At 63.5% G+C, this 22,505-nt stretch carries 17 protein-coding genes; 14 read left to right on the top strand and 3 right to left on the bottom strand.

What is annotated here, in order from left to right:
- Positions 1 to 25: 25 nt before the first annotated feature.
- The 9 genes from IGS61_RS18500 to IGS61_RS18460 all read left to right on the top strand — a co-directional run bounded on the left by IGS61_RS18500 (position 26) and on the right by IGS61_RS18460 (position 14,533).
- Entirely contained in the window at positions 26 to 1,387 is a 1,362-nt protein-coding gene (locus IGS61_RS18500; RefSeq protein WP_230541009.1) for a sensor histidine kinase, read from the top strand.
- 73 nt (positions 1,388 to 1,460) lie between these two features.
- Positions 1,461 to 2,744, top strand: a complete 1,284-nt coding sequence (locus tag IGS61_RS18495; RefSeq protein WP_230541008.1) for a winged helix-turn-helix domain-containing protein — start codon at positions 1,461 to 1,463, stop codon at positions 2,742 to 2,744.
- Positions 2,741 to 3,733, top strand: a complete 993-nt coding sequence (locus IGS61_RS18490; RefSeq protein ID WP_230541007.1) for a DUF2804 domain-containing protein — start codon at positions 2,741 to 2,743, stop codon at positions 3,731 to 3,733. Before IGS61_RS18495 ends, IGS61_RS18490 begins: the two co-directional genes overlap by 4 nt.
- 116 nt (positions 3,734 to 3,849) lie before the next feature.
- Complete coding sequence (locus tag IGS61_RS18485; protein ID WP_230541006.1) at positions 3,850 to 6,516, top strand: bifunctional acetate--CoA ligase family protein/GNAT family N-acetyltransferase; 2,667 nt, start codon at positions 3,850 to 3,852, stop codon at positions 6,514 to 6,516.
- Positions 6,517 to 6,631: 115 nt separating this feature from the next.
- Positions 6,632 to 7,273 (top strand): hypothetical protein, encoded by a 642-nt coding sequence (locus IGS61_RS18480; protein WP_230541005.1) that lies wholly within the window; start codon positions 6,632 to 6,634, stop codon positions 7,271 to 7,273.
- Between the two features lie 192 nt (positions 7,274 to 7,465).
- Entirely contained in the window at positions 7,466 to 10,045 is a 2,580-nt protein-coding gene (locus IGS61_RS18475; RefSeq protein WP_230541004.1) for a DUF349 domain-containing protein, read from the top strand.
- On the top strand, positions 10,042 to 10,515 hold the full coding sequence (gene moaE, locus IGS61_RS18470; RefSeq protein ID WP_230541003.1) for a molybdopterin synthase catalytic subunit MoaE: 474 nt from the start codon (positions 10,042 to 10,044) through the stop codon (positions 10,513 to 10,515). Before IGS61_RS18475 ends, moaE begins: the two co-directional genes overlap by 4 nt.
- Positions 10,516 to 10,636: 121 nt before the next feature.
- The gene (clpB, locus tag IGS61_RS18465; protein WP_070221393.1) at positions 10,637 to 13,243 is read left to right on the top strand and encodes an ATP-dependent chaperone ClpB; all 2,607 of its coding nucleotides are present in this window, start codon (positions 10,637 to 10,639) and stop codon (positions 13,241 to 13,243) included.
- 168 nt (positions 13,244 to 13,411) lie between these two features.
- Positions 13,412 to 14,533, top strand: a complete 1,122-nt coding sequence (locus tag IGS61_RS18460) for a polyamine ABC transporter substrate-binding protein (protein ID WP_230541002.1) — start codon at positions 13,412 to 13,414, stop codon at positions 14,531 to 14,533.
- Between the two features lie 96 nt (positions 14,534 to 14,629).
- On the opposite strand, the gene IGS61_RS27880 is transcribed toward IGS61_RS18460, so the two are convergent.
- The 3 genes from IGS61_RS27880 to ppk1 all read right to left on the bottom strand — a co-directional run bounded on the left by IGS61_RS27880 (position 14,630) and on the right by ppk1 (position 17,531).
- Positions 14,630 to 14,755, bottom strand: a complete 126-nt coding sequence (locus IGS61_RS27880) for a hypothetical protein (RefSeq protein ID WP_254926692.1) — start codon at positions 14,753 to 14,755, stop codon at positions 14,630 to 14,632.
- Between the two features lie 198 nt (positions 14,756 to 14,953).
- The gene (sixA, locus tag IGS61_RS18455; RefSeq protein WP_230541001.1) at positions 14,954 to 15,412 is read right to left on the bottom strand and encodes a phosphohistidine phosphatase SixA; all 459 of its coding nucleotides are present in this window, start codon (positions 15,410 to 15,412) and stop codon (positions 14,954 to 14,956) included.
- Positions 15,413 to 15,437: 25 nt separating this feature from the next.
- Entirely contained in the window at positions 15,438 to 17,531 is a 2,094-nt protein-coding gene (gene ppk1 / locus IGS61_RS18450) for a polyphosphate kinase 1 (RefSeq protein ID WP_230541000.1), read from the bottom strand.
- Between the two features lie 271 nt (positions 17,532 to 17,802).
- Between ppk1 and pstS the strand changes: the two genes are divergently transcribed.
- The 5 genes from pstS to phoU all read left to right on the top strand — a co-directional run bounded on the left by pstS (position 17,803) and on the right by phoU (position 22,504).
- A complete protein-coding gene (gene pstS / locus IGS61_RS18445; protein ID WP_230540999.1) occupies positions 17,803 to 18,852 on the top strand; it encodes a phosphate ABC transporter substrate-binding protein PstS in 1,050 nt (349 codons plus the stop codon).
- 207 nt (positions 18,853 to 19,059) lie between these two features.
- Positions 19,060 to 20,031, top strand: coding sequence for a phosphate ABC transporter permease subunit PstC (pstC, locus tag IGS61_RS18440; protein ID WP_230540998.1), 972 nt, complete (start codon positions 19,060 to 19,062; stop codon positions 20,029 to 20,031).
- The gene (gene pstA, locus IGS61_RS18435) at positions 20,028 to 20,924 is read left to right on the top strand and encodes a phosphate ABC transporter permease PstA (RefSeq protein WP_230540997.1); all 897 of its coding nucleotides are present in this window, start codon (positions 20,028 to 20,030) and stop codon (positions 20,922 to 20,924) included. The genes pstC and pstA overlap by 4 nt, the downstream gene beginning before the upstream one ends.
- Positions 20,925 to 20,962: 38 nt before the next feature.
- Entirely contained in the window at positions 20,963 to 21,745 is a 783-nt protein-coding gene (gene pstB / locus IGS61_RS18430; RefSeq protein ID WP_373631409.1) for a phosphate ABC transporter ATP-binding protein PstB, read from the top strand.
- A gap of 48 nt (positions 21,746 to 21,793) precedes the next feature.
- Positions 21,794 to 22,504 carry a phosphate signaling complex protein PhoU gene (gene phoU / locus IGS61_RS18425; RefSeq protein WP_076570862.1) on the top strand — a complete coding sequence of 237 codons (711 nt, stop codon included), beginning with the start codon at positions 21,794 to 21,796 and terminating at the stop codon, positions 22,502 to 22,504.
- The last annotated feature ends 1 nt before the right edge of the window (position 22,505 follow it).

The raw sequence follows: 22,505 nt of genomic DNA, 5'->3' as shown, positions 1-22,505 counted from the left end.
GAGATTCTTAACTGCCGGCGGCGGCGTGCACACCTGGTCGCTGCGGCGCACCCTGCTGGCCGTGCTGCTGGGCCTGACACTGGCCCTGTGGGTGGGCAGCGCCGCCATCGTGTACGTGGAAGCGCGCCGCGAAAGCCAGGAGCTGTTCGATCAGTCGCTGACCGAGACGGGACATTTGCTGCTGTCGCTGGTGGAAAAGGACGTGCGCGAACATGGCTTGGCGGGAACCATCGACCTGCCGTTGCGCGGCCAGCGCAATCCCCACCAATACCTGCTGTTCAAGGTGCGCGACGCGCAGCAGCGCGTGCTGTACCGCAATGATGCGGCGTCCGACATCGCCCTGTCGCGCAGCGCGCCCGACGGCCTGTCGTGGACCACGATAGCCGGCCAGCGCTGGCGTCTGTTTTCGCTGTGGGATCCGCAGCGCAGCCTGCAGCTGCTGGTGGCCGAGCCGACCAGCCACCGCGACGACATCAGCCGCGGCTTCTTTTACCGCATCGCGCTGTTCGGCCTGCTGCTGGTGGCGCTGGCCACCGTCGCCATCTGGTGGAGCATCCACCGCGTGTTTCGCGTGCTGCAGGCGTGCGCCGAGGAAGTCTCGGCGCGCACGCCCGATGAGCTGGCCGACGTCAGGCTGGCTGGCGCGCCCGCCGAGCTGCATCCGCTGCTGCAGGAAATTAACCGCCTGTTCGGCAGGGTGCGGCACAGCCGCGACAATGAGCAGCGCTTCACGGCCGACGCGGCGCACGAGCTGCGCACCCCGCTGGCCGCCATCAAGACGAATCTGCAAGTGCTGCAGCGGGCCCGCAGCGCGGACGAACGCGAGGAATTCATCGCCGCGCTGGGCGCCAGCGTGGAGCGCGCCACGCGCCTCGTCAACCAGCTGCTGGCGCTGGCGCAGCTCGATCCGCAGGCCCTGGAGATGCGGCTGGCGCCGGGCGACCTGGCGCACCTGCTGGCGCAGCAAGCCGCGCCCTGGCAGGCGCTGGCCGCGCCGTACGGACTGGCGCTGAGCGTGCACATGGCGCCGGCGCCGTGCGCGCTGCATGCGGACGGCCTGCATATGCTGCTGCGCAACCTGGTCGAGAATGCGCTGCGCTACACGCCGGCGCCGGGCGCCGTCGAGATCAGCTGCGGCGTGGAAGCGGGGCGCAGCTACCTGCGCGTGGCCGATACGGGGCCGGGCATCGCCGAGGAATGGCACGCGCGCGTATTCGAACGCTTTGTGCGCCTGGTGCAGGTGGAAAGTGCGACGCAGCTGCCCGGCAGCGGGCTGGGGCTGTCCATCGTGCGCCGCATCGCCGAGCGGCATGGCGCGGACATCGTCCTGGGCACCGGCTTGCAGGGCAGGGGGCTGGCCGTGACGGTGGTGTTTCCCGCCGCGTAGCGTGACAGCGGGCTGGGCGATCCGGTAGCGATAAATCGCACAAGGCGCGTCCGGAATGCGGTATCTTTCTGTTATGCACAGCTCAGACAAGCCCATTCCTCCCGACCTCCCCCCGCTACCGCTGGCCGCCGCGCGCGCCCTGCACCTGGCCGCGCAAGGCTTGCTGCAGGCGCGGCGTAAAAAAGCCGTGAAGGCCGACGTGCTGGCGGCCATCCGCCAGATGGGCGTGTTGCAGATCGACACCATCCACGTGGTGGCGCGCAGCCCGTATCTGGTGCTGTGGAGCCGGCTGGGCGATTATCCGCAACCGTGGCTGGAGCAATTGCTGGCCGAGGGCGCGCTGTTCGAATACTGGGCGCATGAAGCGTGCTTCGTGCCCATCGAAGACTATGGCCTGTACCGCCATCGCATGCTGGACCCGGCCGCCATGGGCTGGAAGTATTCCGTCAAATGGATGGCCGAGCAGGGCGAGGCCGTGGCTTCGGTGCTCGACCACATCCGCGTCAACGGCGCCGCGCGCTCGGCCGATTTTGAACGCACGGATGGCCAGGCGGGCGGCTGGTGGAGCTGGAAACCGGAAAAGCGCTCGCTGGAAGTGTTGTTTACGTCGGGCGTGCTGATGATCGCCAAGCGCCATCAGTTCCAGCGCTATTACGACCTGGCCGAGCGCGTGCTGCCGGGCTGGCACGACGGCTTGCTGCCGCCGGAAGAGCAGGTGCGCCGCCATTTGCTGCTGGCCAGCGTGAAGGCGCTGGGCCTGGCGCGGGCCGGCTGGATCAGCGATTATTTTCGCACCAAACAGTCACGCGCCAGCCTGGCGCACGATCTGCAGGCGCTGGTGGACGTGGGCGCGCTGCTGCGCTGCACGGTGGACGGCTGGATGGACGCCGTTTACGTGCATGCGGATCATGGGGAGTTGCTGCGCGCGGCGGCGGCCGGCAAGCTGGCGCCCACCCTGACGACGATCTTGTCGCCGTTCGACCCCGTCGTGTGGGACCGGCGCCGCGCGCTGGAACTGTTCGGTTTCGACTACCGGCTCGAATGCTACACGCCCGCTGAAAAACGCCGCTATGGCTATTTCACCCTGCCGATCCTGCGCCGCGGCGCGCTGGTGGGACGGCTGGACGCCAAGGCGCACCGCGCACTGGGCCGCTTCGAGATCAAGTCGCTGGCGCTGGAAGAGGGCGTGCGCCTCAGCTCCCGCCTGGTGCAGGACGTGGCCGGCGCCGTGCGTCGCCTGGCGCTGTGGCATGCGTGTCCGGAGATTGATATTGCGCAAGCGCAGCCGGCGCTGTTTGGTGTGCAGCTGGCCGCCGCCCTGCACGACGGCGGCGCTGCCGCAAGGCAGGCCGCATGATGCTGCCGCCGGCCCCGCCCGCGCTGCTCGACGCCGAGGGCGTGCCCCATTTTGGCCGCTACACGGGGCAATTGAGCGCCTTCGACTGGGCCGCGCTGGCGCCGCCGCACGCGCGCGGGGCCGTCTGGCGTTTGTTCCACCACAAACGCTGGCATTACGTGGCCCTGTCCACGCCCGCCGTGTTTTGCGGCGTGGCCATCGTCGACCTGGGCTGGACCAGCACGGCGTTCGCGTATGCCTTCGACCGGCACAAGGGCAAGATCGTGGCCAGTTTTTCGCAGGATGGCGTGCCGGGCTTGAGCGCCACGCTGGCGTCGCACGCGGGTGCCAGCAGCCGTTTCCGCTTCCTCTCGCACCTGATCTCCATCGAGGCGCTGCAGCAGCAGCGCTACCGTTTGCGGCTCGATTGCGGCCATTTCGGCATCGATGCGGAGTTCGGACCGCCCGTGGCGCCCACCCTGCTGGCCGTCGGGCCCGTGGGCGAGGGCGGCTCCGTGCACGCGACGCAAAAGTCGGGCGGCCTGCCCCTGTGGGGCACGGTGCGCTGCGGCGCCATGGGCTACAGCCTGGACGACGGCGTGGCCAGCTTCGACTATTCGAACGGCTTGCTGGCGCGCGAGACGGAATGGCGCTGGGCCTCGGCGCACAGCCTGGACCTGGGTTTCAACCTGCAGGCCGGCTATTTCGGCGGGCACGAAAACGCACTGTGGCTCGATGGCCAGCTGTATCCGCTGGGGCGCGCGCATTTCGACTTCAATCCCGACAACCCGCTGGCGCCGTGGCACGTGTGGACGGACGACGATCTGCTCGACCTGCACTTCAAGCCGGAAGGGGCGCGGCGCGAGGACAAAAACCTGTGGATCGCCGCCAGCCGCTACATCCAGCCCATCGGCACCTTCAGCGGCTGGGTGCGCGCCAGCGCCGAGTCGCCCAAGCGCATCGTGGCGCAGCTGGCGGGGGTGACGGAAAGCCACCGCTCGCGCTGGTAGGCGCGCGCGGTTTTTTCGTGAAACGCTTTGCAAAGTCAAATTTTTTTGGCAACGCATCCTATACACTGGCGCAGCCACTCCGGCAATCCCGCTCCGGCAATCCATGAGGCCAGAACATGAGTATCCGTAATCTCGACAAGCTGTTCAAGCCGGCCTCGGTGGCCCTGATCGGCGCCACGGCGCGCGAACGCAAGCTGGGCGCCATCGCCCTGTACAACCTGCTGGGCGGGGGATATCAAGGCGAGATTTGGCCCGTCAATCCCAAGTATGACGAGCTGATGGGCCTGAAATGCTACCGCAAGCTGGCGCACTTGCCGAAGGCGCCGGAGCTGGCCATCATCTGCACGCCGCCCGCCACCATCACGGCGCTGATCCGCGAACTGGGCGCGCTGGGCACGCGCGCGGCCATCGTCATGACGTCCGGCCTCGACCCCGTGCGCGAGCAGTCGCTGCGCCTGGCCATGCTGAAGGCGGCCAAACCGCATTTGCTGCGCATCCTGGGACCCAACAGCATGGGGCTGCTGGTGCCGAAACTGGGCTTGAACGCCAGCTTCGCCCACGTGGGGGCGACGGCCGGCAAGATCGCCTTCGTGTCGCAATCGGGCGCGCTGGTGTCGGGCGTGCTCGACTGGGCCAACGCGCACGGCGTGGGCTTTTCCAAGTTCATTTCGCTCGGTGCCAGCTACGATATCGATTTCGGCGACCTGCTCGATTACCTGGCCGGCGACATCGACACGGCCGCCATCCTGCTGTACATGGAAGATATCCAGGCGGCCCGCAAATTCATGTCGGCGGCCCGCGCGGCCGCGCGCAGCAAGCCCGTCATCGTCCTGAAAGCGGGACGCGAGGCGGAAGGCGCGGCCATGGCGGCCTGGCACACGGGCGCGCTGGCCGGTTCCGACGCCGTCTACGACGCGGCCATCCGCCGCGCCGGCATGCTGCGCGTGTATTCGGCCGAAGAACTGTTCGATGCCGTGGAAACGCTCACGCACATCCGCTCGCAGCGCGGCGAGCGCCTGGCGATCCTGTGCAACGGCGGCGGCCTGGGCGTGATGGCCACCGACGCGCTGGTGGGCAGCGGCGGCAAGCTGGCCGAACTGTCGCCCGATACCGTGATCGCACTGGAAAAGGCGCTGCCACGGGGCTGGTCGCACGACAACCCCGTCGGCTTGCCCGGCGACGCGGCCGTGCAGCGCTATGCCGACGCCATCAAGCCCCTGCTCGACGAGCCGCAGGCGGACGCCTTGCTGCTGCTGCACGCGCCCACGGCCATGGTCTCGTCGATCGACATTGCCGAAGCCGTCACGCCGCTGATCAAGGCCACTTCGCGCACGGTGCTGTCGTGCCTGCTGGGCGGCACGACCGTGGCCCCCGCGCGCCAGGTTTTTAATCGCGCCGGCATTCCCACCTACGACACGCCGGAAAAGGCCGTGCATGGCTTCATGCAGATCGTGCAGTACCGGCGCAACCAGGAAACCCTGATGCAGGTGCCGGCGCAGCTGCCCATGTCGGCCACGCCGCGCCGCGCCAGGGTGCGCGAGATCGTCGCCGCCGCGCTGGCGGCCGGCCAGACGGTGCTGGGCGAATGCCGCTCGAAAGAGATTCTGGCCGCCTACGGCATCCCCGTGGCCACCACGCGCATGGCGGCCGACGTGGAAGCGGCGCTGGCCGTGGCGGCGGACATCGGCTACCCGGTGGCGCTGAAGATCCACTCGCCCGACATCGCCCACAAATCCGACGTGGGCGGCGTGGCGCTCGACCTCGACACGCCCGACATCCTGCGCACGGCCGCCGCCGCCATGCTCAAGCGCGTGCGCCGCATGCGCCCCGACGCGCTGATCGACGGCTTTACGGTGCAGCAGATGGCGCGCCGGCCGCAATCGCATGAACTGATCGTCGGTGTGACGACGGACGCCGCCTTCGGCCCCGTGATTTTGGTGGGGCAGGGCGGCATCGCCGTGGAAGTGACGGCCGATCACGCCATCGGCCTGCCGCCATTGAACATGGTGCTGGCGCGCGACATGCTGGCGCGCACGCGCGTGTCGAAATTGCTGGCAGGCTACCGCAACCAGCCGCCGGCCGACATCGACGCCATCTGCTACACGCTGATCCAGGTGGCCGAACTGGTGGCCGACATCGGCGAGCTGGCCGAACTCGACATCAACCCGCTGGTGGCCGACGCGGACGGCGTGATCGCGCTCGACGCGCGCATCCGCTTGCAGCCGGGCCAGCAGCGCGACCGCCTGGCCATCCGCCCGTATCCGCAGGAGCTGGAAGAGCAGGTGACGTGGATGGGGCAATCGATTCTGCTGCGCCCCATCCGCCCCGAGGACGCGCCGCAGCACATGGACCTGTTCCACGCGCTGGACCCGGACGACGTGCGCCTGCGCTTTTTTACCTCGATGCGCGAACTGCCCGTGTCGCAGCTGGCGCGCCTGACGCAGATCGATTACGACCGCGCCATGGCTTTCATCGCCACGCACACGGGGCCGGACGGCAAGCCGGAAACCCTGGGCGTGGTGCGCGCCGTGGCCGACCCGGACAATATCCACGCCGATTTCGCCATCGCCGTGCGCTCGGCCCTGAAGGGCAAGGGACTCGGGCATATCCTGTTCGAGAAGCTCGTCGACTACTTCCGCAGCCGCGGCACGGAAGCGCTGGTGGGCGAGGCGATGGCGCGCAACAAGGGCATGCAGCGGCTGGTGAAAAGCTTTGGCGGCGAGGTCACGCCGTCGGAAGAGCCTGGCGTCGTCAACTTGCATATCGGCTTGCGCGCGCCGTAAAAAAAGCGCGGGGGGCTCGCTGCGGGTTTGTGCAGGATCAAACCCATCCCTGTCGGTAGTCTTTACACTTTCACTTCCAGGATCAGATATCCAGCGTATTTTCGGGAGTGAGTGCATGCTTACGGCAACATATATATTGGTTTCCCTGTCGGTGGAACAGGCCAGCATCCGCATGAGCCTGCTGGCTTTTCAGAAATACATGCATGTGCAGTTGCGCCAGCAGAGCAGGCTCAGCATGGCGCAGCTGCAGTACGCGGGCGACTGGCTGAACCGGCTGTACCAGGGCGGTTACTGGCGCAAGGTCGAGATGTATCTGATTCCCGCCATCCGCCAGGCCGCACCGCATGCGGATGGCTTGCTTGATGAGCTCAACGGCCTGAACCACGCGGCGCTGGAAAGCATCAATGTGGTGCAGCAGGGCGCGGGCGCCGCCATCGACCATTCCGAATTGCAGGCCGAGCAGCTGTGCGCCGCCATCGACGCCTTTTGCGCGGCCTTGCTGCAGCGCCTGGAAAAAGAAGAGCGCGAACTGTTCGCGCTGGCGCGCAAGGTCATCGTGGGCGAAGCGTGGTTTGCCATCGCCTACCAGTTCCTCGCCCACGATGCGCGCGCGCAGGAAGCGCGCCGTGGCAAGGCGCAGGTGCTGCCCTTTGTTTTGCCAGCGCCTTTGCCGGCCACCGGCGGCGCTGAAACGGCAGCCGATGAGGCCGCATCCGCGTTGCCCGTGCCGCCGCAGCCGCTGCGTGCGCAGGCTTGAACGGGTAGCGAGCGCACACCCCGTCAGGCGGAGTCTGCCGGCGTCGTTTTTGTAATGGTGACTGGCGAGCTGTCATAGGGAAAGATATAGGGAAAAGATTCGCTTTATTCATTTGATAACTTGTTCGGCCCTGTCCGATGCAATACCCCGGGCTTTGTTATGATGGTGGTTTTGATCCACGCGAAACCCGTCATGTTCGAATTTCTCTTCAAGCGTTCTGCCAGCAAGACTGCCGTCCCCGATCCTGTCGTGGCAGAACAGGCCGCCGCCTCGGCGCAGAGCGCATCGCGCCGTGCCGAACAGGTTGCGCGTGCCCATGCCGTGGCGGGCGACGAAGCCGCCGCCTGTGAGTTCATCCTGTCCAGCGAATTTGCCGATGCCCGCCTGATCGCGGCCGAACACGTCCATAGCTTGCCCCTGCTGGAAAAAGTCCACCATGCCATGCGCAACACGGACCGCCGCGTTGCCAAGCTGATGCAGGGCCGTATCGACCTGATCCGTCATCAGGCTGCCGAGACGCAACGCGCCCAGGCCAGCATCGATACGGCCCAGCGCCTGATGAATGATGACAAGCTGAGCCCCAACCAGGTAGCCGAGCTGGACCGCCAATGGCAGGTCATCAAGTCCACGCCCGAACTGGCGGCCGCCTTTGCCGCCGCGCGCGCCGCGCTGGCCGCCCGCCTGGAAGCGCAAGTGGTGCTGCAGCGCGCCGTAATCGACGCCGTGGGTGCCATGCGCGCGCTGGCCAGCAATGGCCAGTCCGCAGAAGAACTGGCCCAGTCGCTGGCCCGCCTGGACGCGGAACATGCGCAGCATGCACAGTCGCCCGAGCGCGGCTCGCTGCCGAAACACCTGGAACTTGACTTTGCGCAAGCACGCGAACAGGCGCAGTCCGTCTTGCAGGCGCTGCAGCAGCACCAGGCCGTGTTTGACGCGCGCCAGGCTGCGCTGGCCGAATGGCAGGCGCAGGACGCCGCCACCCTGGACGCCGACGCCTTGAAGCGCGCCTGGCAAGCCTTGCCGCGCCTGCCCGAATCGAGTTTGTCCGACAGCTTGCAGCAGCAATTTGCGGCCCTGCTGGCCAGTGCCCCAGCGCCTGTCGTTCCTGCTGCAGACGTGGCTGCGCCAGCGCATGCGGAACCGGCGCCGCGCAAGCCGCGCCAGGAACACGCCCCCGTGTCGAAGGAAGCAACGGAGCAGTTCATCAAGACCCTCGACGCCATGGACGCGGCCTTGCAGGAAGGCTTGCTGCACGTGGCGTCCGAGCACGATAAAACCTTGCGCGATAGCAAGCATGGCCGCTTGACGCCGGCCCAGTCCGACCGCCTGGCCCATGTGCGCGCGCAATTCAAGCAATTGGCCGACTGGGCGCGCTGGGGCGGCAACGTGTCGCGCGAGGAACTGGTCAAGGCGGGCGAGGAATTGCCGGCGCAGCAATTGCCAATGGCCGAGCTGGCCAAGAAAGTGGGCAGCCTGCGCGAGCGCTGGAAGTCGCTCGACACCTTGTCCGGCCCCGCGCCGAAGTCCCTGTGGGAGCGTTTCGACGCCGCCTGCAGCGTGGCGTACGCACCGGCGGCCCAGCATTTCAAGCAACTGGCCGAAGAGCGCCACGGCAATGCGGCCAAGGCCCAGGAACTGATCGCGGAAACGGCGGCCCTGGCGGCCGAAGAGAGTACCGACTGGAAACATGTCGCATCAAGCTCGCAGCGCTTGCGCCAGGCGTGGACGCGCCTGGGCACCATCGACCGCAAGGAAAAGAAACGCCTCGATGCGGAATTTGGCGCCGCGCTGGACGCCCTGTCGAAGCCGCTGGATACGCAGCGCCAGATCGAGACGGCGCGCCGCGAGCAATTGATCGTCGAAGTGGGCCTGCTCAAGCCATCGGAGCGCAACACGGTCGACATGCTGAAAGCCTTGCAGGATAAATGGCAGGAACTGGCGAAAGCCCTGCCGCTGGAACGCCGCGCGGAACAGGCGCTGTGGCAGCGTTTCCGCGCCGCCTGCGACGATATCTTCGCCCGGCGCAAGGAAACGGCCCACGCGGCCGACCACGAGCGCCGCGAACACCTGCATGCGCGCGAAGCCCTGTGCGCCAGTCTGGAAACGGCCGTCGTGCCCGAGGGCGACGACAAGACCCGCAGCGCCTTCATCAATCACTTGCTGCGCGACACGCGCGCCGCCTGGAACGCCACGGGCCCCGTGCCGCGCGCCAGCGAAGCGAAGATCGAGCAGCGCTACCAGGCGGCTGTTGCCGGCGTGCAAGCGCAGGCGGACGCCATCGCCGAGCGTGCCGGCGCGGCCCAGGCCAACGCCTTGCGCGACAAGCTGCGCCTGGTGCAGGCGCTGGAAGCCGCACTGGCGGACGGCGGCGACGGCGCCGACGCGCAAGCCTGGTCCGAGCGCTGGAGCGCCTTGCCGCCGCTGGACGCCCAGTACGAACGCAGCCTGCAGCAGCGCTTTGCCGCCGCCCAGGCCGCCTTGGGCGAGGGCGCTGCCGCTTACGTGCGGCAATTGCAGGCCAACCAGGAGCGCTTGCTCGCTGAAGTCTTGCGCCTGGAAATCGTCGCCGGCGTCGACAGCGGCGCCGAATTTGCCCGCGACCGCCTGAAAATGCAGGTGGAAGTGCTGCAATCGTCGCTCAAATCGGGCCAGAAGCCGCTCACGCAAGTGTCGCAGCTGATGCAGCTGTGCGCGATTGCCGCCGCTACCGATGCGCGCACGGCCAGCCGCATCGAAACCCTGCTGCGCCGCATCGGAGGCCACGCCAAATGAGTACATCCGTCCGTGTCCAGCACGCTGATTTTGACTTGAGTCAAGAAATCGCACAATTGCGTGCAGGCAACCCCAAGGTAGGCGCCGTCGTCGGCTTCGTCGGCACGGTGCGCGACATGAATGAAGGGCTGGACGTGGCCGCCATGGAGCTCGAGCACTATCCGGGCATGACGGAAAAGTCCATCGAAGCCATCGTCGAGCAGGCGCGGGGCCGCTGGCCCCTGTCCGGCGCGCTGGTGATCCACCGCGTGGGTCCCTTGCTGCCGCAGGAGCAGATCGTGCTGGTGGCCGTCTCTTCCGCTCACCGGGGCGAGGCATTTGCCGCCTGCGAATTCATCATCGATTACCTGAAGACGGAAGCGCCGTTCTGGAAAAAGGAAGACACGCCCGAAGGGGCGCGCTGGGTCGATGCGCGCGACAGCGACGAGACGGCCCTGGACAAGTGGGCCGTAAAAGCAAGCGCCATTTGAAGCGAACGCGCCCCGCACCGTAGCATTTGCCAAAATGCATCAGTTTTCTGCTTTGTGTATGCTTGAAAAGTACTGCCTCACCCCAATTTGGTTAACAACTAATTAACCGGGAGCGCTTTTCATGCGACAAGACAAACTCACTACCAAATTACAGGAAGCCCTGGCCGATGCGCAAAGCTTGGCCGTGGGCAACGACAATCCCTATATTGAACCAGTCCACCTGCTGACGGCCCTGTTGAACCAGGACGACGGCGGCGCCCGTTCGCTGTTGCAGCGGGCCGGCGTCAACGTGGGCGGCCTGTCGAAGGCCCTGGGCGCGTCGATCGAACGCTTGCCGAAGGTATCGGGCACGGGCGGCGATGTGCAGGTCAGCCGCGAATTCGTGGCCCTGCTGAACCTGGCCGACAAGGAATCGCAAAAGGCGGGCGACCAGTTCGTTTCCAGCGAAATGGTCTTGCTGGCCATGACGGACGACAAGTCCGACTGCGGCAAGCTGGCGCGCGAAAACGGCCTGACCCGCAAGGCCCTGGAAGCGGCCATCGACGCCGTGCGTGGCGGCAACAAGGTCGATTCGCAAGAGGCCGAAGGCCAGCGCGAAGCCTTGAAAAAATACACCCTGGACCTGACGGAGCGGGCGCGCAAGGGCAAGCTCGACCCTGTCATCGGCCGCGACGATGAAATCCGCCGCACCATCCAGATCCTGCAGCGCCGCAGCAAGAACAATCCCGTGCTGATCGGCGAACCGGGCGTGGGCAAGACGGCCATCGTCGAAGGCCTGGCGCAGCGCATCGTCAACGGCGAAGTGCCCGAGTCGCTGAAAGGCAAGCGCGTGCTGGCGCTGGACATGGCCGCCCTGGTTGCCGGTGCCAAGTTCCGCGGCGAGTTCGAGGAGCGCCTGAAGTCCGTGCTGAAGGAACTGGCCATGGATGAAGGGCAAACCATCGTCTTCATCGACGAGATGCACACCATGGTGGGCGCGGGTAAGGCCGACGGCGCGATGGATGCCGGCAATATGCTGAAACCGGCCCTGGCGCGCGGCGAACTGCACTGCGTGGGCGCCACCACGCTCGACGAGTACCGCAAGTACATCGAGAAGGATGCCGCGCTGGAACGCCGCTTCCAGAAAGTGCTCGTCGACGAACCGACCGTGGAAGCGACGATCGCCATCCTGCGCGGCTTGCAGGATAAGTATGCGCTGCACCACAAGGTGGAAATCACGGATGCGGCCATCATTGCCGCCGCCGAGTTGTCGCACCGCTACATCACGGACCGCTTCCTGCCCGACAAGGCGATCGACCTGATCGATGAAGCGGCGGCGAAGATCAAGATCGAGATCGATTCCAAGCCGGAAGTGATGGACAAGCTGGAGCGCCGTTTGATCCAGCTCAAGATCGAGCGCGAAGCCGTCAAGAAGGAAAAAGACGAAGCATCGTTGCGCCGCCTGGGCCTGATCGAGGAAGAGATCGTCAAGCTGCAGCGCGAATACAATGACTTCGAGGAAATCCTGAAGGCGGAAAAAGCCGTGGTGCAGGGCAGCACGCACATCAAGGAAGAGATCGAGCAAGTCAAGCTGCAGATGGAGCAGGCCACGCGCGAGAGCAACTGGCAGAAAGTGTCGGAATTGCAATACGGCAAGCTGCCGCAATTGGAAGCCCAGCTCAAGCAGGCTGACAGCGGCATCCCGAAACTTGACCCTGACCAGCCGAAACTGCTGCGCACGGAAGTGGGCGCCGAGGAAATCGCCGAAGTGGTGTCGCGCGCGACGGGCATTCCCGTGTCGCGCATGATGCAGGGCGAACGCGACAAGCTGCTGCACATCGAAGAGAAGCTGCATGAGCGCGTCGTGGGCCAGGATGAAGCGATCACGGCCGTGGCAGACGCCATCCGCCGCTCCCGCGCCGGCCTCTCCGACCCGAACCGGCCGTATGGTTCCTTCATGTTCCTGGGACCGACGGGCGTCGGCAAGACCGAGCTGAGCAAGGCGCTGGCGACCTTCCTGTTCGATACGGAAGAATCGATGATCCGCATCGACATGAGCGAGTTCATGGAGAAACATTCCGTGGCCCGCCTGATCGGCGCGCCGCCAGGCTATGTGGGCTACGACGAGGGCGGCTACCTGACGGAAGCCGTGCGCCGCAAGCCGTACAGCGTGATCCTGCTCGACGAAGTGGAAAAGGCGCATGCCGACGTCTTCAACGTGCTGCTGCAAGTGCTCGACGATGGACGCATGACGGACGGCCAGGGCCGCACGGTGGACTTCAAGAATACCGTCATCATCATGACCTCGAACCTGGGTTCGCACAAGATCCAGGCCATGGAAAGCGATGATCCCGGTGTCGTGAAGCTGGCCGTGATGGCCGAGGTACGCTCGCACTTCCGTCCCGAATTCGTCAACCGCATCGACGAAATCGTCGTGTTCCACGGCCTCGACGAGAAGAATATCGGCGCGATCGCGAAGATCCAGCTGAAGATCCTCGAAGAACGCCTGGCGCGCATGGACATGCAGCTGAGCCTGACGGACGCTGCGCTGCAGCAAATCGCCGAGGCGGGCTACGACCCGGTATATGGGGCACGTCCGTTGAAACGGGCAATCCAGCAGCAGATCGAAAATCCGCTGTCGAAGCTGATTCTGGAAGGCCGCTTCGGCCCGAAAGACGAGATCCGCATCGACGCCCAGAACGGCAACCTGGTGTTTACGGGTGCGCAGGTGGGGCTGGACAAGGTGTAATTTACCCCAAAGGCGAAAGGCTGGGGTCGGACCCTCAGGGTCCGACCCCGGTGTTTGCGGTGGGGGTTGATTTAGCAGTAATAAGCAGGGCGGTATCAGGCTAGACCTGATGCCGCCCTTCTTGCTATCATCGTCACTATTTTCTGACTAATTTTCGGAGGCGGTACGATGGCAAACACATGGCAAGCAGGGCGGCGCATTGGAGTGGGACTGACCTTGGCGGCGGCCATGCTGGCATTGTCGGCCCAAGCTCAGGCCCAGGAAGAGAAGGTCCTGAACATCTATAACTGGTCGGACTATATCGGCGACGATACGATCAAGAATTTTGAGAAGGAAACGGGCATCAAGGTGCGCTACGACGTTTTCGACAATAACGAAATCCTCAACGCGAAACTGGTGGCGGGCAAGTCCGGCTACGACATCGTCGTGCCGACAGCCCAGTGGGCGCGCCTGCAGATCGATGCGGGCCTGCTGCGCAAGCTCGACAAGAGCAAGCTGACGAACCTGGGCAACCTGGACCCGAACCTGCAGGCGAAATTGTCGAAGATCGACCCGAACAACGATTACCTGGTCGACTGGCTGTGGGGCTACACGACGGTGGGCATCAACGTCAACAAGGTCAAGGCCGCGCTGGGCGGCATGCCCATGCCCGACAACGCCTGGGATTTGATCTTCGACCCGAAATATGCGGCGAAGCTGAAATCGTGCGGCGTGTCCTTCCTCGACTCGCCGTCGGAAGTGCTGCCGGCCGCCCTGCAATACCTGGGCAAGCCCGCGTACTCGAAAACGGCTGCCGATTACCAGGAAGCGGGCAAGGTGCTGCAGGCGATCCGTCCCTACGTGACCCTGTTCAGTTCGTCCGGCTACATCAACGACATGGCCAACGGCTCCGTCTGCGTGGCGCTGGGCTGGTCGGGCGACATCAATATCGCGCGCCAGCGCGCCATCGACGCGAAAAACGGCAATGTGATCCAGGTGCTGGTGCCGAAGACGGCCGCCCTGATGTTCGACACCATGGCCATTCCCGCCGACGCGCCGCACCCGAACAATGCGCACCTGTTCATCAATTACATTTTGCGTCCGCAAGTGCATGCCAGCCTGAGCAACAAGGTGTTCTACGCGAATCCGAATCCGGCCAGCATCAAATATGTGCGCAAGGACATCGGCGAGAACAAGGCCATCTTCCTGTCCGACGCCGACAAGCAGCGCATGGCCGCGCCAGAAGCGACCACGGCCGATATCCGCCGCCTGATGACGCGCATTTATACGAAGTTCAAGACGGGAGTGTAATACGGGAGCGTAAGACGGGAGCGTAAAAACAAGTATGGCGCGAGGGACGGGCCTGTAGGCCGTCGCTGGCGCCATGCGATATTGCCGAGGTGAACACTACTCGTGGTAGCGGTCCATCAGCTTGTGATGACTGCCGCGCATTTCTTCGATCAGTTCAAAGGCGACGAAGCCTATGATGGCGGCGAAGATGGCGATGAAGAGAAAAACGAGGAAGGTTAACATGGTCTTTCAGCCGCCGTTGGACGGCTGTCCGCTGGGTTGCTCAATGTGCCAGAGCAGCGCTCCAACACGTAGTTGATGCAATTAAACTCTAGCAGATCGGCAGCGCTTTGCAAGGCTGCCGAGTTGTAATTCTTACTAGCATTTGTCCCAGCGCACTTTTTGCGCATTTTCTGCTTCAGCTCCCTTATTTCACCACCCTTATTTCACCACTAGGTCATGCGCCATCACGGCCTTTAAATAGACGCTGATGGGGTCGCCCGGTTCGCGCTGGGAAAACCACCACGCGCTGGCCTTGCGCATTTCCCATTCCTGCTCTTCACCCGTCAGCAGCAGGGCGGCCGCCTGGCCCAGGGTGGGCTGGTGGCCGACGATGAGCACGCTTTCCTTGCCTCCGGGCCAGTTCGCCGCCTTGAGGATGTCTTCCGCCTCGGCGCCCGGTGCCAGTTCCGGCATCAGCTTGAACTTGCGGCCCAGCGCTTCGGCCGTTTGCAGGGTGCGCAGGGCGGGGCTGACGAGGATACGGCAATTTTCCGGTAGTTGCGAGGCCAGCCATTCGCCCATGCGGCGCGCCTGTTTCTGCCCTTTGACGGTCAGTGCGCGTTCCAGGTCGGGGACGCCCGGCTCCGCTTCTGCGTGCCGCCACAAGATGAGATCCATGTTGTACTCCTCTGTGTAGAATTGCCTATTCGCCGACCTCCGCGCCCGGCGTGCCCAGTGTGTGCATCAGGTATTGCTGGGCGCTGAACGGCGTTTGCTTGCCGCGCGGCTTGCGGCGCGCGTAATGGCCCGTCGGCTCCAGTTCCCATGCATTCGTATTATCCTTCAAATACGGATTCAGGCCCTCGGCGATCACGCGCCGCTTCAGCGCCCGGTCCAGCACGGGGAAGGCCACTTCCACCCTGCGGAACAGGTTGCGGCTCATCCAGTCGGCGCTGGCCAGGTAAACATCGTGCGCCAGATCATTGCGGAAGTAGTAAATACGGCTGTGTTCGAGGAAACGCCCGATCACGGAGCGCACCTTGATGTTTTCCGACAAGCCCGGCACGCCCGGCTTCAGGGTGCAGGCGCCGCGCACGATCAGGTCGATCTTCACGCCATCGGTCGAGGCCGCATACAGGGCGCGGATCACGGATTCATCGACCAGCGCATTGACTTTGACGATGATGCGCCCGCGCCGGCCGGAACGGGCGATCTTCGCCTCGTTGCGGATGGCCTTGATGATCTCGCTTTGCAGGCCGAACGGCGCCAGCCACAAATGGTTCAGGTTGTGCGGCTTGGTCAGGCTGGTGAGATGAATGAACACCTCATTGACTTCCACGGCCAGGTCCTGGTTGGCCGTCAGCAAGCCGAAATCCGTGTACAGCTTGGTTGTCGTGGGGTGGTAGTTGCCGGTGCCCAAGTGGGCGTAGAAGCGCAGCGCGCCTTCTTCGCGGCGGATGACGAGCGCCACCTTGGCATGGGTTTTCAGGCCCACCACGCCGTACACGACTTGCGCGCCCGCCTGTTCCAGCTTGTCGGCCCAGTTGATATTGGCTTCTTCGTCGAAACGCGCCATCAGCTCCACGATGACGGTCACTTCCTTGCCCATCTTCGCCGCCGTGATCAAGGATTCCATCAGGTCGGAGTTCATGCCGGTGCGGTAGATCGTCTGCTTGATGGCCACGACGGACGGATCGTAGGCGGCGCTGCGGATGAAGTCGATGACCGTCTGGAACGATTGATACGGGTGGTGCAGCAGGATGTCGTGCTTGGTCAGCGCGGCAAAGATGTCGTTGCCGATGGCCTTGTGCGCCAGGCCGGGGAAGAACGGCGGGAAGCGCAGTTCCGGCTGCTTGACGTGGTCGATCATCTCCGACAGGCGCACCAGGTTGACGGGGCCGTTGACGCGGTAGAGGCGGCTTTGATCCAGATTAAACTGGTCGAGCAGGAATTGCGACAATTCCGGTGGGCAATTGCGCGCCACTTCCAGGCGCACGGAGGTGCCGAACTGGCGCCCCACGAGTTCGCCTTTTAACGCCTGGCGCAGATTCTTGACTTCGTCTTCATCGACCCACAGGTCGCTGTCGCGCGTGACGCGGAATTGCGAATAGGCAATCACCTCGCGCCCGGCGAACAGGTCCGAGATATGCGCATGGATGACGGACGACAATAAACAGAAGGACACGCCGTCGCCCGATATGTCGTCCGGCAACTTGATGACACGCGGCAAGACGCGGGGCGCCTTGACGATGGCGATGGCCGTGCCGCGGCCGAACGCATCCTTGCCGCTCAGCGAAACGATGAAATTGAGACTCTTGTTGACTACCTGTGGGAACGGATGGGCCGGGTCGAGGCCGATCGGCGTCAGCAGTGGGCGCACTTCGCGGTCGAAATACTGCTTGACCCAGGCGCGCTGCGCCTCGTTGCGGTCGCTGTCGCGCAGCAAATGCACGCCCGCTTCACGCAGGGCCGGCAAGACTTCGCTATTTAATATCTCGTACTGGCGTTCCACCAGTGCATGGCATTCCTTGCCGATGCGCTCCAGGTTGGCCGCCAGGGCAGGGTGGCCGGCCAGCGAACCGCCGATGCTGCCGGCCGCCAGCAGGCTGGCCACGCGCACCTCGAAGAACTCATCCATGTTACTGCTGACGATGCACAGGTAGCGCAGGCGCTCGAGCAGCGGAATGTTCGGGTCTTCCGCCTGGGCCATCACGCGCCGGTTGAAAGTCAGTTGCGACAGCTCGCGGTCAAGCAGGATGCCCGATTTGGTCACTTCCGTGTGCAGTTCAGGTTTCATATTCTTTTGTCTTTGCAGATAGTTAATTCTAGCCGTATTTCATCATGTATGACGCGTTGTGAGTGTAATCATGAAATATGACGTAAGCGTGACATAAGCTGTCATAAAGCGTCGCCCGCCCTGTCATTTTTCGCGCCAAAAAGGGCGATTCCCCGGGCGTAGCCAATTATTTCAGGATTTTTTACCCATGTCATAAAGCTGTCATATTCGCTTGCTAGACTGCGCAGCATTCAACCGGGACTTTGAGCCCTAACAACCCTGAGGACTTGATATGCAAATGAAGCAAATGTTCAAATTTATCGTCGTGGGTGCTTCGGCAGCGATGGCATTTTCTTCCGCTTCCGTCATGGCGGCAGATATGACAGGTGCTGGTGCAACCTTCCCGTACCCGATCTACGCCAAATGGGCTGAGACGTACAAAGCCAACACGGGCAACGGCCTGAACTACCAGTCCGTCGGTTCCGGCGCCGGCATCAAGCAAATCAAGGCCAAGACTGTTGAATTCGGCGCTTCGGACATGCCTTTGAAGGCGGAAGAGCTGGAAGAAGCGGGCCTGATGCAGTTCCCGGCCATCATGGGCGGCGTGGTCACCATCGTCAACCTGGACGGCGTGACCCCAGGCCAGCTGAAAATGACGGGCAAGGTCGTTGGCGACATCTACCTGGGCAAGATCACCAAGTGGAGCGCTCCCGAGATCGCCGCACTGAACAGTGGCGTCAAGCTGCCGGACACGGAAATCACCGTGGTGCACCGCGCCGACGGTTCGGGCACGTCCTTCCTGTTCACCGACTTCCTGTCGAAAACCAACCCGGAATTCAAATCGAAAATCGGCGCTGGCTCGGCCGTGAAATGGGCTGTCGGCGTGGGCGGCAAGGGTAACGAAGGCGTCGCCGCCAACGTACAGCGTATCAAGGGTTCGATCGGCTACGTCGAGTGGGCTTACGCCAAGAAAAACAAGATGTCGCACACCCAGCTGCAAAACAAGGACGGCAACTTCCTGCAGCCTGACGACGAAAACTTCAAGGCAGCCGCCGCTTCGGCACCTTGGACGCAAACCCCAGGCTTCGGCGTGGTCCTGACCGACCAGGCTGGCAAGAACAGCTGGCCGATCACGGGCGTGTCGTTCATCCTGATGCACAAAGTCCAGGCTGACGCAGCCAAGGCAAAAGAAGTCCTGAAATTCTTCGACTGGGCCTACAAGAACGGCGGCCCTGCTGCCGTCGAACTGGACTACGTGCCGATGCCGGCATCGGTCGTGAAACTGGTGCAGGAATCGTGGAAAGCCAATTTGAAAGATGCATCGGGCAAGTCGATCTACTAATCCGATAGTCTGAATACAGCAATATCCATCCTTGTCCCCGCCAGCAGCACGGCGGGGCAGGGAGTTAGCCAGGACCGCCCGCAAGCCCTTGCAGGCGTTCCCGGCTAAAAGAGCAAAATAAAAATAGCAGTACCTGCAGTACCACCCACATGGCACATTATGAGCGCACAATCTACCTCCTCCACGATCCCCATGCCAGGCGGCACCATGACCGATTCCATCAGTCACGCGCAAATGCTTTCCACCATGCGCAAGCAGCGCATCCAGGATTTCATGTTCCACAAGGTGACGATGCTGTTCGCCCTGTCGGTGCTGATCGTACTGGTCGGCATCATCATTTCGCTGATCATGGAATCGATACCGGCCTTCAAGACCTTCGGCCTGCATTTCATCGTCTCGGCCGAGTGGGACCCCGTCAATGACCAGTACGGCGCCCTGATTCCCATCATCGGCACCCTGGTGACCTCCGTCATCGCCTTGCTGATCGCCTTCCCCGTCAGCTTCGGCATCGCCCTGTTCCTCACGGAAATCTGCCCGGCCTGGCTGCGCCGCCCGCTGGGCACGGCTGTCGAGCTGCTGGCTGGCGTGCCATCGATCATCTACGGCATCTGGGGCCTGTTCGTGTTTGCCCCCCTGTTTGCCGACCACGTCCAGCCTATCCTGAAAGCCACGCTGGGCAACGTGCCCGTCATCGGCCAGCTGTTCAGCGGCCCCATGATGGGCATCGGCTTGCTGACGGCCGGCCTGGTGCTGGCCATCATGATCATCCCCTTCATCGCTTCCGTGATGCGCGACGTGTTCGAAATCGTCCCTGCCGTGCTGAAGGAATCCGCATACGGCCTCGGCTGCACGCGCTGGGAAGTGGTGCGCAAGATTGTCTTGCCGTACACCAAGACTGGCGTCGTCGGCGGCGTCATGCTGGGCCTGGGCCGCGCGCTGGGCGAGACCATGGCCGTGACCTTCGTCATCGGCAACGCGAACAAGCTGTCGTGGTCGCTGTTTGCCGCCGGTAACAGCATCACCTCGCTGCTGGCGAACGAATTCGGCGAAGCGCAATCCGAACTGCACGTGGCGTCGCTGTTCTCGCTGGCCCTGATCCTGTTTGTCATCACCTTTATCGTCTTATCCGCCGCCAAGCTGATGCTGGCTGGCATGTCCCGCAAGGAAGGCACGAAATGAGCCAGCTCAGCCAAGTTAGCACCCACGACGCTCCGGCCAAGCCGGCCATGAACCCCGTCTACCGCAAGCGCCTGCTGATGCACCGCATCGGCATCGCCCTGTCGGTGGCCGCCATGGCCCTGGGCCTGGCCGTGCTCGTGTGGATCCTGTTCACCCTGGTGATCAAGGGTTTCGGCGCCTTGTCCGTCGACCTGTTCACGCAAACGACGCCGGCCCCCGGCAGCGAAGGCGGCGGCCTGATCAATGCCATCGTCGGCAGCGCCCTGATGGTGGGCCTGGCGACGGTCGTCAGCACCCCGATCGGCATTCTGGCCGGCATCTACCTGGCCGAATACGGCGAAGAAAACAAGCTGGCGCAAGTGACGCGCTTCGTCACCGACATCATGCTGTCGGCCCCATCGATCGTCATCGGCCTGTTCGTGTATGCGCTGTACGTGGCGCACGTCAAACATTTCTCCGGTTATGCGGGCGCCATCGCCCTGTCGCTGATCGCCGTGCCGGTGGTGGTGCGCACGACGGACAATATGCTGCGCCTGGTGCCGAACAGCCTGCTGGAAGCCGCATTTGCCCTCGGTGCGCCGCGCTGGAAGGTGGCGACACTCGTGCGCTTGCGCGCCGTCAAGGCGGGCGTCATCACCGGCGTACTGCTGGCCTTGGCCCGCATCGCCGGCGAAACGGCGCCGCTGCTGTTCACGGCCCTGAATAACCAGTTCCAAAGCTTCAACATGAATGCGCCGATGGCCAACTTGCCGTCCGTCATCGCATCGTTCGCGATGAGCCCGTACGACAACTGGCGCTCGCTGGCCTGGGGCGGCGCACTGCTGATCACCTTCAGCGTGCTGGCCTTAAATATCCTGTCGCGCACCGTGTTCAGCCAAAAAGTCCCACATTAAACAGATACCGAGCGAAGCGAACCCATATGAATACGCAAATGAATCCAGCCCAAGACCTGGCACCAAAGAAAAAAACCATCGAGATTTCGGGCCTGAACTTTTTTTACGGCAAAACGCAAAGCTTGCATAACGTCAACCTGGACATCCACGAGAAGAAGGTTACCGCCTTCATCGGCCCGTCCGGTTGCGGCAAATCAACCCTGCTGCGCACCCTGAACCGCATGTATGACCTGTATCCGGGCCAGCGCGCGGAAGGCTCGATCCTGTACCGCGGCCGCAACGTGCTCGACGCGGACCAGGACGTCAACATGCTGCGCGCCAAGGTCGGCATGGTGTTCCAGAAGCCGACGCCGTTCCCCATGTCCGTGTACGACAACATCGCCTTCGGCGTGCGCCTGTATGAAGACCTGTCGAAGGGCGAGATGGATGAGCGCGTCGAGTGGGCCCTGAAAAAGGCGGCGCTGTGGGGCGAAGTCAAGGACAAGCTGACGAAGAGCGGCCTGTCGCTGTCGGGCGGCCAGCAGCAGCGCCTGTGCATCGCGCGCGGCGTGGCCGTGAAGCCGGACGTCTTGCTGCTCGATGAGCCGACCTCGGCGCTGGACCCGATCTCGACGTCGAAGGTGGAAGAGCTGATCAGCGAACTGAAACAGGATTACACGATCGCCATCGTGACGCACAATATGCAACAGGCGGCGCGCTGCTCCGACTACACGGCGTACATGTATCTGGGCGAACTGGTGGAATTCGGCGAAACGGACCAGATTTTCATGAATCCGGCCCGCAAGGAAACGCAGGATTACATCACGGGCCGCTTCGGCTGATCCGAACAGAATAACGATATACAAGACAACTGAATACGGAGAGACAGCATGTTAGGCGAACATTCATCCAAGCAATACGATAACGAACTCGAAGCGATCCGCTCGAAAGTGCTCCTGATGGGCGGCATCGTTGAAACCCAGTTCCTCGACGCGATGACGTGCTTTCGCATCGGTAATGCCGAGCGTGCCGACCGCGTGATGCGCGAAGACGACGTCGTCAACCAGCTGGAAGTGTCGCTCGACGACGCCTGCAGCCATCTGATCGTGCGCCGCCAGCCGGCCGCCAACGATTTGCGCACCATTATGGCCACCATCAAGGTGATTACCGACCTCGAACGCGTAGGCGACGAGGCGACCAAAATCGCCCGCGTGGCGAAGAACCTGCACAAGCGCGGCAACGGCGTCGTCAACCATTACGAGATGGTGCGCGGCATCGCCAACACGGCCACCGACATGCTGCACGACGCGCTCGACGCCTTCGCCCGCAACGATGGCAAGCTGGCCTTACAATTAATTGCACAAGATGCCATCATCGACCATGAGTTTCGGTCTATCATGCGCAACTTGATTACCTTTATGATGGAAGACCCGCGCACGATTTCGGCGGCGCTCGATACCCTGTGGGTGGCCAAGGCCATCGAACGGATCGGCGACCATGCGAAAAACATCGCCGAATACGTGATTTACGTGGTTGAAGGCAAGGACATCCGCCACACCAAGGTGGCTGCTCCCGCCATTTCCGAGGAGCTCCCTGAGTAAG

The sequence above is a fragment of the Janthinobacterium sp. FW305-129 genome (assembly GCF_020858115.1).
In the GTDB taxonomy this organism is placed as follows: domain Bacteria; phylum Pseudomonadota; class Gammaproteobacteria; order Burkholderiales; family Burkholderiaceae_D; genus Janthinobacterium.
Note: the sequence above shows the minus strand (reverse complement) of the source record. Positions and strands in the feature narration are given on the sequence as shown.